Annotated in this window: 18 protein-coding genes; 14 read left to right on the forward strand and 4 right to left on the reverse strand. The window is 57.3% G+C overall.

The genetic code is table 11. The annotated features are described in order from the left end of the window. Positions 1-71: 71 nt before the first annotated feature. A complete protein-coding gene (locus tag R6T97_RS02320) occupies positions 72-1,718 on the reverse strand; it encodes an electron transfer flavoprotein-ubiquinone oxidoreductase (protein ID WP_410347699.1) in 1,647 nt (548 codons plus the stop codon). A gap of 203 nt (positions 1,719-1,921) precedes the next feature. Between R6T97_RS02320 and greA the strand changes: the two genes are divergently transcribed. From greA to zapE, 10 genes are read left to right on the forward strand one after another with little or no spacing between them, the layout of a single operon-like run. Next, the gene (greA, locus tag R6T97_RS02325; protein WP_410347716.1) at positions 1,922-2,392 is read left to right on the forward strand and encodes a transcription elongation factor GreA; all 471 of its coding nucleotides are present in this window, start codon (positions 1,922-1,924) and stop codon (positions 2,390-2,392) included. Between the two features lie 14 nt (positions 2,393-2,406). Further along, entirely contained in the window at positions 2,407-3,399 is a 993-nt protein-coding gene (locus R6T97_RS02330; protein WP_410347700.1) for a hypothetical protein, read from the forward strand. Between the two features lie 5 nt (positions 3,400-3,404). After that, a complete protein-coding gene (locus R6T97_RS02335; RefSeq protein ID WP_410347701.1) occupies positions 3,405-4,334 on the forward strand; it encodes an AEC family transporter in 930 nt (309 codons plus the stop codon). Positions 4,335-4,372: 38 nt separating this feature from the next. Beyond that, positions 4,373-5,200 (forward strand): S-formylglutathione hydrolase, encoded by an 828-nt coding sequence (fghA, locus tag R6T97_RS02340; RefSeq protein WP_410347702.1) that lies wholly within the window; start codon positions 4,373-4,375, stop codon positions 5,198-5,200. Further along, a complete protein-coding gene (locus R6T97_RS02345) occupies positions 5,197-5,643 on the forward strand; it encodes a YaiI/YqxD family protein (protein ID WP_410347703.1) in 447 nt (148 codons plus the stop codon). Before fghA ends, R6T97_RS02345 begins: the two co-directional genes overlap by 4 nt. 5 nt (positions 5,644-5,648) lie before the next feature. After that, positions 5,649-6,593 carry a DMT family transporter gene (locus R6T97_RS02350; RefSeq protein WP_410347704.1) on the forward strand — a complete coding sequence of 315 codons (945 nt, stop codon included), beginning with the start codon at positions 5,649-5,651 and terminating at the stop codon, positions 6,591-6,593. A gap of 29 nt (positions 6,594-6,622) precedes the next feature. Further along, positions 6,623-7,246, forward strand: a complete 624-nt coding sequence (locus tag R6T97_RS02355) for an HAD family hydrolase (protein ID WP_410347705.1) — start codon at positions 6,623-6,625, stop codon at positions 7,244-7,246. Continuing rightward, a complete protein-coding gene (locus tag R6T97_RS02360; RefSeq protein ID WP_410347706.1) occupies positions 7,243-8,151 on the forward strand; it encodes an ornithine cyclodeaminase family protein in 909 nt (302 codons plus the stop codon). The genes R6T97_RS02355 and R6T97_RS02360 overlap by 4 nt, the downstream gene beginning before the upstream one ends. A gap of 45 nt (positions 8,152-8,196) precedes the next feature. Then, the gene (locus R6T97_RS02365; protein ID WP_410347707.1) at positions 8,197-9,123 is read left to right on the forward strand and encodes an alpha/beta fold hydrolase; all 927 of its coding nucleotides are present in this window, start codon (positions 8,197-8,199) and stop codon (positions 9,121-9,123) included. A 45-nt stretch (positions 9,124-9,168) separates the two neighbouring features. Further along, positions 9,169-10,215 carry a cell division protein ZapE gene (zapE, locus tag R6T97_RS02370; protein ID WP_410347708.1) on the forward strand — a complete coding sequence of 349 codons (1,047 nt, stop codon included), beginning with the start codon at positions 9,169-9,171 and terminating at the stop codon, positions 10,213-10,215. A 182-nt stretch (positions 10,216-10,397) separates the two neighbouring features. Here zapE and R6T97_RS02375 read toward each other — a convergent pair whose 3' ends face one another. After that, positions 10,398-11,045: a carbonic anhydrase gene (locus R6T97_RS02375; protein WP_410347709.1), complete on the reverse strand. Its 648-nt coding sequence runs from the start codon at positions 11,043-11,045 to the stop codon at positions 10,398-10,400. A 112-nt stretch (positions 11,046-11,157) separates the two neighbouring features. Between R6T97_RS02375 and R6T97_RS02380 the strand changes: the two genes are divergently transcribed. The 3 genes from R6T97_RS02380 (at position 11,158) to R6T97_RS02390 (ending at position 13,841) form a co-directional block, all read left to right on the forward strand. Next, on the forward strand, positions 11,158-11,574 hold the full coding sequence (locus R6T97_RS02380) for a hypothetical protein (protein ID WP_410347710.1): 417 nt from the start codon (positions 11,158-11,160) through the stop codon (positions 11,572-11,574). A 75-nt stretch (positions 11,575-11,649) separates the two neighbouring features. Beyond that, positions 11,650-13,029, forward strand: coding sequence for a leucyl aminopeptidase family protein (locus R6T97_RS02385; protein WP_410347711.1), 1,380 nt, complete (start codon positions 11,650-11,652; stop codon positions 13,027-13,029). Beyond that, on the forward strand, positions 13,026-13,841 hold the full coding sequence (locus tag R6T97_RS02390; protein WP_410347712.1) for an NlpC/P60 family protein: 816 nt from the start codon (positions 13,026-13,028) through the stop codon (positions 13,839-13,841). Before R6T97_RS02385 ends, R6T97_RS02390 begins: the two co-directional genes overlap by 4 nt. Here R6T97_RS02390 and R6T97_RS02395 read toward each other — a convergent pair. After that, the gene (locus R6T97_RS02395) at positions 13,838-14,263 is read right to left on the reverse strand and encodes a hypothetical protein (RefSeq protein WP_410347713.1); all 426 of its coding nucleotides are present in this window, start codon (positions 14,261-14,263) and stop codon (positions 13,838-13,840) included. The two genes, R6T97_RS02390 and R6T97_RS02395, sit on opposite strands and share 4 nt — an antisense overlap. Positions 14,264-14,304: 41 nt before the next feature. Next, positions 14,305-14,451, reverse strand: a complete 147-nt coding sequence (gene hemP / locus R6T97_RS02400; RefSeq protein WP_410347714.1) for a hemin uptake protein HemP — start codon at positions 14,449-14,451, stop codon at positions 14,305-14,307. On the opposite strand from hemP, the gene R6T97_RS02405 reads away from it, so the two are divergent. Continuing rightward, positions 14,423-14,770, forward strand: a 348-nt coding sequence (locus tag R6T97_RS02405) for an Ig-like domain-containing protein (RefSeq protein WP_410347715.1), incomplete at its 3' end; no start/stop codon positions are given. The genes hemP and R6T97_RS02405 overlap by 29 nt on opposite strands.

Genomic DNA, 14,770 nt, shown 5'->3' on the forward strand with positions numbered 1-14,770 from the left:
CAATCCAATGCATTAAGGGGGTCCTGCAGTTGCTATAGGCTCAAAAGCCCCAGAGACGGGGGCCTTTTGTTTTACATATTCGGATAGTTCGGTCCGTCGCCGCCCTGTGGCACAACCCATGTGATGTTCTGGCTGGGGTCCTTGATGTCACAGGTCTTGCAGTGGACGCAGTTCTGGAAGTTGATCTGGAATTTCGTCTCTGCACCTTCACCAACGAACTCGTAGACACCCGCCGGGCAATAACGCGCTGAAGGCCCCGCATATTTGGCGAGGTTCACTTTTACCGGCACATCCGGATCAGTCAGTTGCAGGTGTGCAGGCTGGCTTTCCTCGTGATTGGTAAAGCTGAAAGCGACGTTGGTCAGGCGGTCAAAGGAAAGTTTTCCGTCGGGTTTGGGATAGGTGATTTCCTTGTGCTTGCTGGCCTCTTCGGTCGCTTCCGCATCGGATTTTCCGTGCGCCAGAGTGCCAAGGATTCCTATGCCAAGCGTATTCATCCACATGTCCATTCCGCCTATGCCGAGCGATGCAAGCAGGCCGTATTTGGACCAGAGCGGTTTGACGTTGCGCACTTTTTTCAGATCATCGCCGATCTCGCCTTTGCGCACGGCTGTGTCGTATCCGTCCAGCAGATCGCCACCGCGCCCAGCCTTGATCGCGTCTACCGCCGCTTCTGCCGCGGCAATGCCGGACAGCATCGCATTATGGTTCCCTTTGATGCGCGGGACGTTGACCATACCAGCCGCACACCCCAAGAGAGCGCCGCCGGGGAATTCAAGCTGCGGCATGGATTGATAACCGCCTTCTGAAATGGCCCGCGCACCGTATGCGACCCGTTTGCCGCCTTTCAGCAGTTCAGACACCTGCGGGTGATGCTTGAAACGCTGGAATTCCATGTAAGGGAAGACATGCGGGTTTTTGTAGTTCAGGTGGACCACGAAACCCACGTAGACCTGATTGTTTTCAAGGTGGTAAATGAAAGACCCGCCACCGGCGTTGCTTTCCAAGGGCCAGCCCATCGTATGGGTTACGGTGCCTTCTTTATGCTTTTCAGGGTCGACTTCCCAGATTTCCTTCATCCCGAGGCCGTACTTCTGCACGTCGGATCTGGCGGCAAGGTCATATTTTGCGATCACCTGCTTGGACAGTGACCCGCGCACGCCTTCGCCAAGGAAGACGTATTTGCCATGCAACTCCATACCGGGTTCGTAAGACGGGCCAGGGGTGCCATCGGGGTTCTTGCCGAATTCGCCCGCGACCACGCCTTTGACCTCGCCGTTTTCGCCATAGACGATTTCGGAACAGGCCATACCCGGGAAAATCTCGACGCCCATTTCCTCGGCTTGTTCCGCCATCCAGCGACACACGTTACCCATGGACACGATGTAGTTGCCGTGGTTGTTCATCAGCGGTGGCATCAGCATGTTCGGGATGCGTATCTGACCGGCCTCGCCCAGCATGTAAAAGTTGTCTTCTTTGACCGGCACGTTCAGCGGCGCACCCTTTTCTTTCCAGTCGGGTATCAGCTTGTTCAGGCCAACCGGATCAAGGACCGCGCCGGACAGGATATGCGCACCTACTTCGGAGCCTTTTTCGAGGACCACAACATTCAGCTCAGCATCCAATTGCTTGAGCCGGATCGCGGCGGACAGGCCCGCAGGACCGGCACCGACAATCACAACGTCATACTCCATCGCTTCGCGTTCAATTTCGGACATTGGCAAATCCTCAAAACTCCGGGGGCGTGCCCCTTTTCTTCGGTCGTAGCAAGCGTTACCTGATGCTGGGTTAAGGGGCAATCAAGACACGACGTCAAAATTGGCGCACGCGACATGAAATCGCGCTGAAGCCTTGACTCGGGCAGCGCCTAATAGACTATGAACACTCGTTTTATATTTTTTGCCCCGGGAGGGGATTGATGATGGACAAGATACCACTGACACGCGCCGGCTTTGACAAGCTGGATGCAGAACTCAAGCACCTGAAATCCGTGGAACGCCCGGCTATCATCCGTGCGATCTCGGAGGCGCGTGAACATGGCGATCTGTCCGAGAATGCAGAATACCATTCCGCCAAGGAAAAGCAGTCCTTCATCGAGGGGCGCGTGAAAGAGCTGGAAGGCGTGATTTCACTGGCAGACGTAATTGACCCCGCCAAGCTGTCCGGCACTGTCAAATTCGGCGCGACTGTAGAGTTGGTCGATGAAGACACCGATGAGGAAAAGACCTATCAGATCGTCGGCGAGTACGAGGCCGACATCGAAAACGGCAAGTTGAACATGAAGTCGCCCTTGTCGCGTGCATTGATTGGCAAGGACGAAGGTGACAGCGTAGAAGTCCGCACACCCGGCGGCGTACGCAGTTACGAGATTTTGTCGATCAAGTATCAATAGGACAAGCGCGGAATATGATGCAGCAACCTGCCAACGACAGGGCCAGAGAGGCCGAAGGTCTTGCCCGGGCCGATTCTTTGGCAATCGCCGCGGCGATTGCATGGGTTGTTGTCATGGGTGCCCTGTTCTGGATGGTTTGGCCTGAAACCGGCCCGGATGATGGCTTTGCATTGGGCCGTTTGGCTTTGGTGCTGACCGCCGTTTTTATGCCTGCCGGTCTTGTGCTTGTGGCGTCCGCGTCTTCACGGGGTCAGCGCGATCTTCGCAATGAGTTGTTTCAGGTGCAGGCTGGACTTCACCGGATCGCCGATGCACAGAGTGCCAACTCGGCCACGATCCGGACCAAAGCGGCGCAGGTTGCCGCTCCACCAGAACCCGCATCACCGCCAACGTCGCCTCCAACGTCGCAAGCGTCTGTTACGGGCTTTACTTCCCGTCGCGAGGTATCGCGCCTGATTGTGCCGAGCGCGGCCCCGCAGGCACCTGCCGACCAGCCTGCCTTGGCCTTTGACACACCGCCTGAGTCGGCGAACCCACCGATCGAACGCCCTGATCTGATCAAGGCGCTCCATTTTCCCAATGATGAGAACGACACGGAAGGTTTTGCCGCCTTGCGTCGTGCCTTGCGTGACCGCAGTGCGCGCAAGCTGGTACAGGCCAGTCAGGATGTGCTGACGCTGTTGTCACAGGACGGGGTCTACATGGACGACTTGCGCCCCGAACCGGTGAGCGCGGATCTGTGGCGCCGCTTTGCCAAGGGCGAGCGGGGCAAGGCCGTGGATCGTCTGGGCGGGATCAGGGACCAGACCTATTTGTCCGTGGTCAGCAACAGGATGCGGGACGAAACGATTTTCCGCGATTCCGTACATCACTTCCTGCGGTGCTTTGACCAGCTTTTGGTTGCTTTTGAAGAAAACGCTACCGATACCGACTTGCTGGAACTGGCGGAAACCCGTACGTCGCGCGCCTTTATGCTGCTGGCCCGCTCAACGGGAACCTTTGATTAACCCGCATGTGGGAAATATTTCTACAAACACTGCCGTTCTTCATGATCATCGCATTGGGGTACTGCTCGGGTGTCACGAAGTTCTTTTCCGAAGAGGCGACAGCCTACCTGACGAAATTTGTCTTCTACTTTGCGCTTTCTGCAATGCTGTTCCGGTTTTCGGCGAACCTGTCGTTGGAAGAAATCCTCGATTGGCAGTTCGTCATGGCGTACCTTAGCGCAACGACCGTGATTTATCTTTTCGCTGTGCGCGTTGCACGGCGGCGCGGTTTGCCTGTGACAGAAGCAGCGGTTGAAGGTCAGTGCGCGGTGATCGGCAATGTGGGCTTTCTTGGCATCCCGATGCTGGTTTTGTTGCTGGGGGAAGGTGCGGTCGGACCGGTGATGATGGTTCTTGCCGTAGACTTGATCGTGTTCGGCAGCTTGATCGTCATACTGATTACGGGGTCACGTGACGGGCGCATGTCGCCGAAAATACTTTGGACCGTCGCGGTTGGCCTGATCAAGAACCCGATGATCGTGTCGATCTCTTTGGGGTTGCTGGTCTCTGCCAACAACGTGCCGATCCCGGGGCCCGTAAATGATTTTCTGACGCTTTTGGGCGCGGCGGCCACGCCCGGTGCGCTGTTTGCCATCGGCGCGTCGCTTGCCAGCAAATCAGCCGAGCGTGTGGCGATTGCGGGCTGGCTGTCGTTCTGCAAGCTGGTGCTGCATCCCGCGGCGGTTGCGGTTGCCGCGCTTTTTGTCTTTGACGTTGATCCCTATGCGGCAGGTGTGATGATTGCGGCTGCCGCCCTGCCTGTGGCGGGCAATGTTTATATCCTCGCCCAGCATTACGGTGTTGCGCCGACGCGGGTGTCAGCTTCGATCCTGATCTCGACAGCAGCGAGCGTTGTAACCGTGTCCTTGGTCATTGCGTGGGTGACAACCTTCTGAACCTGCGCTAGCCCTTGGACAATCGAAAGGGAGTGCTGATGCAAACGATCTCGGAGAACCGCTGTTTTGGTGGCACGCAGGGTGTCTATAGCCACGCGTCAAAGGCGTGTTCGTGTGACATGACCTTTGCGGTCTTTCTGCCGGAAGAGGCCACACATGGACCCGTTCCGGTTCTGTGGTTCCTGTCCGGTCTGACCTGCACCCACGAAAACGCGATGACGAAGGCAGGTGCGCAGGCATGGGCGGCGGAACATGGGATCGCACTGGTTTATCCCGATACCTCGCCGCGCGGCGATGATGTGCCCAACGACGAGGCCTATGATCTGGGGCAGGGTGCGGGCTTTTATATTGATGCGACAGAGGCCCCTTGGGACAGGCATTTCAAGATGTGGACCTATGTGACCGAGGAATTGCCCGCGTTACTGGCCGGGAATTTTCCGCTGGATATGTCGCGCCAGTCGATCACCGGCCATTCCATGGGCGGCCATGGCGCGTTGACCATGGCGATGGCTTTGCCGGGGCGGTTCAAGTCTGTGTCGGCCTTTGCGCCGATCTGCCATCCCACGCAGAGCGATTGGGGCCGCAAGCAGTTTGCCGCCTATCTGGGAGACGCGGCAAAAGGAGCGCCGCATGATGCGATATTGCTGATGCAGGACGCGGGTTTCGACGGCCCGATCCTGATTGATACCGGCACGGACGACCAGTTCGGCGATTTGCTGGGGACAGAGCACTTTGCGCAGGCCATGGCGACAAAGCGGCAAGAGGGCCAGATCCGGTTGCAGAAAGGTTACGACCATTCGTATTTCTTCATCGCGACCTTCATGGAAGATCACATCGCCTTCCATTCAGATGCGTTATACGCATGATCTATGTGGACGCCGATGCATGCCCTGTGAAAGCAGAGGTCGAACGCGTCGGCACGCGGCACAAGCTGAAGATGTTCGTGGTGTCGAACGGTGGGATCAGGCCCTCGCCGAACCCATTGGTAGAAACCGTGGTCGTGCCTGATGGCCCTGATGTGGCCGATATGTGGATCGCGGACCGGGCAACCAAGGGTGATGTGGTGATTACGGATGATATCCCTCTTGCCGCGCGGTGCATCGAAAACGGGGCGCTGGTGCTGAAACACAATGGCGAAGCGCTGACGCAGGCCAATATCGGCAATGTGCTGGCGACCCGTGACCTGATGACGGATATGCGTGCGGCTGATCCATTCCGGCAAGGCGGCGGCAAGCCCTTTGGCAAGGCAGATCGGGCGCGGTTTCTGGATGCGCTGGAACGCGCCGTGCGCGCGGCGGCAAAGCCGTGACAACGATGTCGCCAACCAAGCTGGGCGCAGTTTGCGCGTCGGTTGCGGTTGTTTTCTTTTCGATCAATGACGTCGCGATCAAGTTTCTGAGCGATGGCTATGCCTTGCATCAGGTTGTCTTGATCCGGTCGCTTATCGCTTTGCTGGTGATCGTGGTCATTATCGCGCCGATGACATCGGGCTGGGGGATCGCCCGCACCAAGAAGCTCAAGATGCATATGTTGCGCGGGCTTTGTGTTGTGTTTGCAAATATGACTTTCTTTCTGGGCCTCGCAGCGATGCCCTTGGCAGATGCGGTGGCCATCTTTTTCATCAGTCCGCTGGTGATTACACTGTTCTCGGTCGTTTTTCTGGGTGAGGTCGTCGGCCCACGGCGCTGGGCCGCGATTGCGGTCGGTTTTATCGGGGTGCTGGTTATGATGCGGCCCGGCACGGCGGCATTTCAGGTGGCGTCGCTGCTGCCTTTGGTCGCCGCGTTCTGCTATGCGGGGCTGCATACGCTGACGCGCCGGATCGGTGGTACGGAAAGTGCTGCGACGATGGCGTTTTATATCCAGATCGTGTTCATCATCGTGGGTCTTCTCTTTGGCTTTCTTGTGGGTGACGGGCGCTTTGGCGACCAGTCCGATCCGTCGCTTGCGTTCCTGTTTCGCGCATGGGGCTGGCCAGACCCTGCGGACTATCTGATCTTCTTGATCGTCGGCGCTGGCATCGCGGCTGCGGGGTATCTGATCAGTCAGGCCTACCGCGTGGCAGAGGCGTCTTATGTGGCACCCTTTGAATATCTGGCGCTGCCAATGTCGGTGGTCTGGGGGATGGTGGTCTTTGGCGAATATCCCGGCGGCTGGGATTATGTCGGCATGGGGCTGATCCTTGGTGCGGGGCTTTTCACGATCTGGCGCGATGCACAGGCGAAACCGGTTACTTTACAGCGGCCCTTGCGGCGTTAGTCTGCGCTGCAGAGATGACAGGAGCAGCGATGACACAGGTCAAGGCCGTCGTATTCGACATTGGAAACGTGCTGATTGAGTGGCAGCCGGAGCGGTTTTTCGACAGTGTCATCGGGCCAGACCGCCGCCGCGCCATGTTTGCCGCCATTGATCTGCACGGGATCAATGACGAAGTGGACCGTGGCGGCAATTTCCGCGACACGATCCATGCGGCGGCAAAGGCCAACCCCGACTGGCACGACGAGGTGCTGATGTGGCACGACCGCTGGATGGAGATGGCCGCCCCTGCGATTGATCATTCAGTCCGGTTGTTGCGTGCGCTCAGACAGGCACGAGTCCCTGTATTTGCGCTGACGAATTTCGGCATCCAGACCTTTGAAATTGCGGAACCTGTCTATCCGTTTATGGGGGAATTCGACAGACGCTATATCTCGGGTCATATGGGCGTCATCAAGCCCGATGCCGAGATTTACAGACAGGTCGAGGCTGATTGCGGGGTTCCGCCTGATGGCTTGCTGTTCACCGATGACCGGATCGATAATATCGAAATGGCCGCAGTACGTGGCTGGCAGACCCATCACTTTGACGGACCCCAAGGTTGGGCCGACAGACTGGTGGCCGAAGGATTACTGAGCAAGGAAAATGCGCAATGACGGTGATGATCCCCTTTGAAGATGGCCAGAAAAACCTTGACTGGCTGGCTCTGACCGATGCGCTGGCGGCGGGCCATGACGGGCCAAGGGCGGATGTGGCGGATGTGTTTCTATATGAAGGCGACAACACGCTGCTGAACCGGTCGGCATGGATCGCGGGGCTGGGTCTGGCGGTCAAGTGCGCGACGATCTTTCCGGGCAACAAGGACGCGGGCAAGCCGGTGATTGGCGGTGCGGTGAACCTGTTTTCCGGTCAGGACGGGGCCTTGGAAGCGATCCTTGATTTCGCCTTGGTCACGAAGTGGAAGACGGCGGGCGACAGCCTGCTGGCGGCGCGGCGGTTGGCGCGGCCGGATAGTAACCACATCCTGATCGTGGGTGCCGGGACCGTCGGACATTCGCTGCGTGAAGCCTATGGCACGGCCTTTCCACAGGCGCAGTTCACCGTTTGGAACCGTTCGCCCGAGGGAGCCGAGGCGATGCAAGAAGCTTTCCCGGATGTCGCGATTGCGAATGACCTCGAAACAGCAGTGAGAAGTGCCGATATTATTACATCCGCCACGATGTCCACCGCGCCGATTATCAAAGGCGCATGGCTGCAACCGGGCCAGCACGTTGATCTGATTGGCGCTTACCGCCCCGACATGCGCGAGGTGGATGATGATGCCTTGAACCGCGCACGGGTCTTCGTTGACAGTCGTGAAACCACGATAGGACATATTGGCGAGCTGAAAATCCCCATAGCTGCGGGGGCCTTCGATGCCGGGGATGTCGTGGCGGATTACTATCAGCTTGACCGGTTCCAGCGCCATAATCCCGACGAGATTACCCTGTTTAAGAACGGCGGTGGTGCGCATCTGGACCTTATGACGAGCAGGTACGTACTGGAAGCCTGGTCCGCTTAGGTCTAAGAGGCGCATCTCCTCTGTATGAAAGGCAATTCCTTGTTGGTGTGGTCTCTGGTTCCTTTGCTAGGTGTTGCCGTCGCGTTTATCGCTGCGCGGCCGTTCATGGTTGAGCGACGCCGCACGGCGATCGGCCCTGCTGAGCGGCATGGGGCGAAAGGCGAATTCATTCAACTGTCGCAAGGTGTGACCCATTACCGATGGGCCGGCTCTGCCCGCGGACCGGTGGCCGTGGTGGTGCATGGTGTTTCGACTCCCATGGCGTCTATGGAAGCCGTTGCCGACGGGCTTGGGCGGTTGGGATATCGTGTCTTGATGTATGATATTTACGGCCGTGGCCTTTCCGATGCTCCCGGCGGCAAACAGGACCGCGCATTTTTCCTGCGCCAGTTGTCGGACCTTTGCGCCTATCATGGCCTGACCGAAGAGTTGACAATTGCGGGCTATTCCATGGGCGGCAGCATCGCGACCGCCTTTGCCAGCGAATACCCGCATAGTGTAAAGCGCATTATTCTGATTGCAGGCGCTGGTGTCAGGATCAATGAAACCGCATTCACCCGGTTTTGCAGGCGCGTGCCGGTGCTGGGCGATTGGGCGCACGCGATGTTTGCGCGTACTCAGATTTTGAAGTCTATCTCCAAGAAGGGTGCAAACAGGCAGATCGACGTCGTCTTTCAGGCGCAGCGCTTGGCATTGGCACGCCGGGGCTATCTGCCGGCCATCTTGTCCAGTCGTCGCGAGATGCTTGCGGAAGATCAGGAAGGCGATCACCGAAAGCTGTACCGGCAGGGTATTCCCGTCAGCGCGATCTGGGGCGGTGCCGATCCGGTGGTACCCTTGCAGGCGGTCGGGCTGTTGGGCCTTTGGAACCGTGATGCGCGCCAAGAGGTCATCGAAGATGCAGACCACGGGATGCCCTATACACATGGCAAAGAACTGGGCGATGCATTGCGTGCTACCATGCGTGACTAAGACGGTCTGCTTTCCTTTGCTTTGGTTGGGCGGTATTCAAACCGGATGACAGTGCAGGAAGCATATCAGCAGGCTGTAGATACCGGCAAATTGCATGCAGATGATGCCCAGTTGTCCGTTTTGCCGGAATTGGAGCGTATCCGCACGGCATTGGCAGAGCCTGTCAAACGCGGGTTTTTCCGCAAAGCGCCTGATCCGATCCCCGGCCTTTACATGTGGGGTGGTGTGGGCCGCGGCAAATCCATGTTGATGGATCTGCTTTACGAACTGGTGGATGCCCCCAAACAGCGGCGCCATTTCCATGCCTTCATGCAGTGGGTGCATGCGGAAATGACCGAGGCCCGCAAACAGGGCGTTGACGATGCGATTGCGCCGGTCGCCGCAAAGCTGACCGACGAGGTACGCTTTCTCGCGTTTGACGAAATGCAGATTTCCGACATTACCGATGCCATGCTTGTTGGCCGTCTGTTCGAGGCACTATTTGCGCGGGGTGTTGTCATCGTGACCACGTCAAACCGGCCACCCGATGATCTTTACAAGAACGGCTTGAACCGAGAGCTCTTTACGCCGTTCATCGCACTGCTGAAGGAAAAGATGGTCGTTCACGAGCTGGCAAGCGAAACCGATTATCGTCAGGACAGGCTGGCCGGTACGCCAAGCTATTTCACCCCGATCGATGCTGAAGCGCGGAAAGCGATTGCAAGAATATGGGCGCGGTTGAGCAACGGCAAGTCTGAGCCGCTGGTGCTGCATGTGAAGGGCCGACAGGTCGAACTGCCGGATTATCACAACGGTGTGGCCAAGGCGAAGTTCTATGACCTGTGCGGGCGGCCCTTGGGCGCGGGGGATTACCTTGCGCTGGCCGATGCCGTCCGCGTCTTGATCCTTGAGGATATCCCGACGCTGTCGCGCCACAACTTCAACGAGGCCAAACGCTTTGTCACCCTGATTGACGCGCTTTACGAGGCAAGGGTGCAGTTGATCTGCTCGGCAGCGGCAGAGCCGGAGATGCTTTATGTCGAAGGCACCGGTACGTTCGAATTCGAACGGACCGCGAGCCGCCTGCGCGAGATGCAGTCTGCGGATTGGTGAGGCTAGGGTCCAGTATCCGCGTGCTTTGATTTTCAGTTAAGTCAATTGATACGAAAAATGTTCGAGCAGATCGCAGGAAGGTTAAAGTTTTTTGCTATTTTGCGGCAGAACAGCATGGTATTTTCGCACGGCCCTTTCCGACACATTTACGGATCAGGCCAAGGGCGTAGAATCTATCGGACCTAGATTGCTTTGAACGCGCCCGATTTAGGGTCGTAGGATTCCAGGCTGCCTTCGCCGATATCGTTCCAGAGCCCATGGACCGTGAGCAATTCACTTTCCACAGCTTCCTTCACGAAAGGAAAGGTCATCAGATTCTCGAGCGAAATCACAACGGACGCCTTTTCAAGCGCCTGTTTGCGTGAGGCGTCGTCGCCTTCGGGCAGGTCGGCGAAGCCGGGGCGCAGGATATCCATCCAGCGGCCCACAAAACTGCTGGTCTCTTCCAGTTCCGGAGCGTTGCCGGAGCACATGTTGTAGCAGCCTTCCACACCGCCGCAGCCGGAATGACCCAGCACGATAAGATGTGCCACTTTCAGTCCGCGAATCGCATATTCGACCGCAGCGGACGTGCCGTGGTGATGTCCGTCAGGGTTAAAGGGCGGCACCAGATTGGCGATATTGCGGTGGATAAAGAACTCGCCCTGATCGGCGCCGAAGATCGAGGTGACATGCACGCGACTGTCACAGCAGGAAATCACCATAGAGCGCGGGTGCTGCCCTGCTTCGGCCAGCCTGCGGTACCAGCCACGGTTCTCTGTATAGATGGTGGCTTTCCAACCGTGATAGCGGTTGACCAGATAGGCCGGGAGGGGACGTGCGTGCTGCATGGATCTATCTTTCTTTGTTCCTGCACAGATACGTCGCATTTTCATGAATTTCGAGCGATTTTTCACATCTGTCTCAACCTTCTGGGAACCTTCTCTTTGTAAAATGACGATCATGAAGACGATAACACCATTTCCGGCTCCGGTTTCTGTCCCGTCATCTGATGTGGTTGTTCTTTCGTGTCACGATCACTTGCATTTTGACCCCGCACCCCTCGCGCGCATTTTCGCTGAACGTAATACGCAAGACGCGGAAGAAATAATCTGCCGTATGCTGGAAGACATCGCGATGCGTCTTGATATGCTGCAAGCTGCGCTGGCTGAACGCGCGTTTTCAAAGATGGAGCGCCCTGCGCGGCGTATTGCGGCTGTGGCAGATCAGATCGGCCTGACAGAGGTTTCCGTTGCAGTTGACCATGTGCGTACCTGTCTTGCGCAACACGATGCGATCGCGCTTGATGCAACGATGGCGCGCTTGGAACGCGGGTTCGATGTGGCGGTGTCGGAAGTATGGGGGGGGCGGGATATGTAGGCAGCGTGATCCGTCCTTGCGGCCCGTCGGCGGCTGGTTCAGATTATGGCATGAACAGAACCAAAAGGATACGCCATGCCGCTGGCTTTTGCCGAACCGACCGAAACCGCAATCCCAATTCATGTTGTGGAGGCGGTTGCCGTAGAAGATGCCTTGGCCAAACTCCCGCCCGAAGGGCAATCTTGGGCTAAGGCACAGGGATTTGACGGATCATTGGGGCATGTGTTGACGCTGCCTGATCCGCAGGGCCGTCTGTCGCAGGTGTTGGTGGGTTACGGCAGTGCCGCGAAGCGCGCGCGCGACCGCTTTCACATGGGGGCGGTGGCGCGTAAATTGCCTGCGGGCACTTATGAGATCGCCAGTGGACTAAGCGCGGATGATCTGGATGAAGCTGCCCTGGCATGGCTTTTGGCGGGCTATAGCTATGACCGATATGTGAAGCCATCGACACCGATTGCGGGATTGGTGGCCCCGGATAATGTTGACGCCGTCCGGATTGCGATTATCGCCAATGGCGAGGCGCTGACGCGCGAATTGATCAATACGCCCGCCTCCGACATGGGCCCGGATGAGCTGGAGGAAGCAGCACGGACCTTGGCAGCAGGGCATGAGGCCAGCATCAATGTCACCACGGGTGACGATCTGGTGACCAGCAATTTTCCGATGATCCACACGGTTGGCCGCGCGTCGACCCGTGCCCCGCGGCTGATCGATATGCGCTGGGGCGACAGTGGCCCGCAGTTGACCTTGGTGGGCAAGGGCGTTTGTTTTGATACCGGCGGGCTGAACATCAAACCCGAAAGTTCTATGGGGCTGATGAAGAAGGATATGGGTGGCGCGGCCACTGTGCTGGGGTTGGCCCATATGATTATGGCGCTGAAACTGCCGTTGCGTCTGCGTGTGCTGATCCCGGCGGTTGAGAATGCTATAGATGGGAATGCGTTCCGTCCGCAGGATATTCTGACATCGCGCAAGGGTCTGACGGTTGAGATTAACAACACGGATGCCGAAGGTCGCTTGGTGCTGGCCGATGCGCTGACCCTGTCGGACGAGGATGATCCGGCACTCGTGATCTCGATGGCGACTTTGACAGGTGCGGCGCGCGTGGCGGTTGGACCGGATATCGCGCCTTTCTTCACGGATGACGATGGGTACGCGGATGCGGTTACTAAGGCTGCACGCAAGGTCGCTGATCCGGTCTGGCGGATGCCGTTTCATGAACCCTACGAGGCGATGATCGAGCCGGGGATTGCTGATCTCGACAATGCACCGAAGGGCGGATTCGCAGGCACAATCATGGCGGCGCTTTTTCTGCGCCGCTTTGTCGAGAGTCCTTATATGCACTTTGATATCTACGGCTGGCAACCGAACGCCGCGCCGTCCCGCCCCAAAGGGGGTGTCGGCATGGGTGCGCGCGCAGTGCTTGAGGCGTTGCCAGAGATGCTGAAGCTGTGACGGATCGCCGGCTGACACCTGCCAACGGCCGTGTCGCTGCTATGCATCTGGCGGGGCAGGTTGAGGCAGAGCGCTATGTCGCAGGATGGGCCGCAATGGTCGGCGCGCCTGTGATTGACCTCTGCGCTGGTCCGGTCGGTGCGCGTGATCGCCAACTGCTGCAAGGCGCGGAGGTCGCTGTGTTCGAGGACCATGAGGGCTGGTCGTTTGTGCAGGCGGTGGATGGGTATGTCGGCTATGTCCGGTCTGATTTGCTGACAGAGGTCACTGCCCCTTCACATTTCGTGGCGACTGTCGGGACACATGCTTATGCGGCTGAGGATTTCAAGTCGCCCGACCTGCATGGGCTGCCTTTCGGCGCGCGCGTGACTGTTCTTGATGAACGGCGCAAGTTCTTTGAAACGAATGTGGGGTTCATTCCCAAAAGCCATTTGCGCCAGTTGGATCGTCCCTTTTCCGACCCTGCGACTGTGGCCCAGTTACACTTTGGCGTGCCGTATCTGTGGGGTGGAAATTCGACGCAGGGGATTGATTGCTCTGGCCTGATTGCTGCGGCTTTGTCTGTCTGTGGTCTGGATTGCCCGGCGGACAGTGACTTGCAGTGCGCAGGGTTGGGCCAATCTTTTGAGGGTGCCTATCAACGTGGTGATCTGGTTTTCTGGGGTGGTCATGTGGGCATGATGGTGGATGCCGAGACGATGGTTCACGCCAACGCACATCATATGGCGACAGTTTATGAGCCGATCAAGCGGGCGATCTTGCGGATCGAGGCGCAAGGCGATGGACCTGTGATTGCGCGCAAACGCCTTTAGTGGAGCCTGGGGGAAAGCGGTGTATCGGTCTGTGACCGGATCAACACGATCTGCTTTAACGAAAGCCCGATCTGGGTTGCCATGTTGGTCAGGATCAGGACCGCATCCGGCCTTACCAACGACAGCGCCAGCAAGAGTGCTTCTTCGCGCTCGCCTTCGACGGCTGAGACCAAGAATTTGGCGAAACTTGTTTCATCGATGCCAAGATATGCATCATAGATGGCGTGTGGCACTGCGGCGTCTAGCTGGTAACAACGATAGATTTCAAGAAATTCGGTCCAGAGGGTGATGATACGCTGTCCACGCTGAGGGCCAAGCGCGTTATGGATTTCGCAGATCATCCTGTCGCGACCTGCTTGCCCGTCCGCCCAAAGCTGCAAGTATGTGGTACTGAGTGCGGAAAGCCCGCGTTGATCAGACAATGGGTCGGCATACCGGTCCCCCGATGATCGAAGAATAGCGTTCATTTCGTCAAGATGAGTTTGCCTGCGCGTGTGATGCGCAGAGTATAGACCTGATCATTCAGCGTAATCTGCGCCTGATTGCCGCCCAGTGTCAGATCGGTGGCGGCGTAGACCGGCATGCTGGATGTAGACCGCGCTGTTTGCATCGGCACACTGTGGACCGTCATTTCTTTTGCTTTCTTTGCGGTGCCACCCGATCAAAGAAATGTTCCAACGGTACGCTGTCAGCCGTGTCGAAATGTGTTTAGTGTTGTTGAAGCTGAAGCGGTTTCTTCTAATCAAGTTAAAGTCGTTTTTTCTGAAAATTTAGCAGCTAATACGGTTGATGTGAGTGATTTTAGTTTGACTGGTTTTACAATTAATACGGTTACGATTCCGTACGGAGGAAAATACAATGAAGTATTACTTGAATTAGGGAGTGATTTGAATCCGGGAAGTTACTATACATTAACGGTCAATGACTTA

Source organism: Yoonia sp., from assembly GCF_046498525.1.
Classification (GTDB): domain Bacteria; phylum Pseudomonadota; class Alphaproteobacteria; order Rhodobacterales; family Rhodobacteraceae; genus Yoonia.

What these genes read in the sequence shown, in the direction of transcription:
- greA (WP_410347716.1), top strand. Translation starts at nt 1,922, where the DNA reads ATGGACAAGATACCACTGACACGCGCCGGCTTTGACAAGCTGGATGCA.
- R6T97_RS02385 (WP_410347711.1), top strand. Translation starts at nt 11,650, where the DNA reads ATGCCGCTGGCTTTTGCCGAACCGACCGAAACCGCAATCCCAATTCAT.
- R6T97_RS02355 (WP_410347705.1), top strand. Translation starts at nt 6,623, where the DNA reads ATGACACAGGTCAAGGCCGTCGTATTCGACATTGGAAACGTGCTGATT.
- R6T97_RS02380 (WP_410347710.1), top strand. Translation starts at nt 11,158, where the DNA reads ATGAAGACGATAACACCATTTCCGGCTCCGGTTTCTGTCCCGTCATCT.
- hemP (WP_410347714.1), bottom strand. Translation starts at nt 14,451, where the DNA reads ATGCAAACAGCGCGGTCTACATCCAGCATGCCGGTCTACGCCGCCACC.
- R6T97_RS02350 (WP_410347704.1), top strand. Translation starts at nt 5,649, where the DNA reads ATGTCGCCAACCAAGCTGGGCGCAGTTTGCGCGTCGGTTGCGGTTGTT.
- R6T97_RS02330 (WP_410347700.1), top strand. Translation starts at nt 2,407, where the DNA reads ATGATGCAGCAACCTGCCAACGACAGGGCCAGAGAGGCCGAAGGTCTT.
- R6T97_RS02335 (WP_410347701.1), top strand. Translation starts at nt 3,405, where the DNA reads ATGTGGGAAATATTTCTACAAACACTGCCGTTCTTCATGATCATCGCA.
- R6T97_RS02375 (WP_410347709.1), bottom strand. Translation starts at nt 11,045, where the DNA reads ATGCAGCACGCACGTCCCCTCCCGGCCTATCTGGTCAACCGCTATCAC.
- R6T97_RS02345 (WP_410347703.1), top strand. Translation starts at nt 5,197, where the DNA reads ATGATCTATGTGGACGCCGATGCATGCCCTGTGAAAGCAGAGGTCGAA.
- zapE (WP_410347708.1), top strand. Translation starts at nt 9,169, where the DNA reads ATGACAGTGCAGGAAGCATATCAGCAGGCTGTAGATACCGGCAAATTG.
- R6T97_RS02360 (WP_410347706.1), top strand. Translation starts at nt 7,243, where the DNA reads ATGACGGTGATGATCCCCTTTGAAGATGGCCAGAAAAACCTTGACTGG.
- fghA (WP_410347702.1), top strand. Translation starts at nt 4,373, where the DNA reads ATGCAAACGATCTCGGAGAACCGCTGTTTTGGTGGCACGCAGGGTGTC.
- R6T97_RS02320 (WP_410347699.1), bottom strand. Translation starts at nt 1,718, where the DNA reads ATGTCCGAAATTGAACGCGAAGCGATGGAGTATGACGTTGTGATTGTC.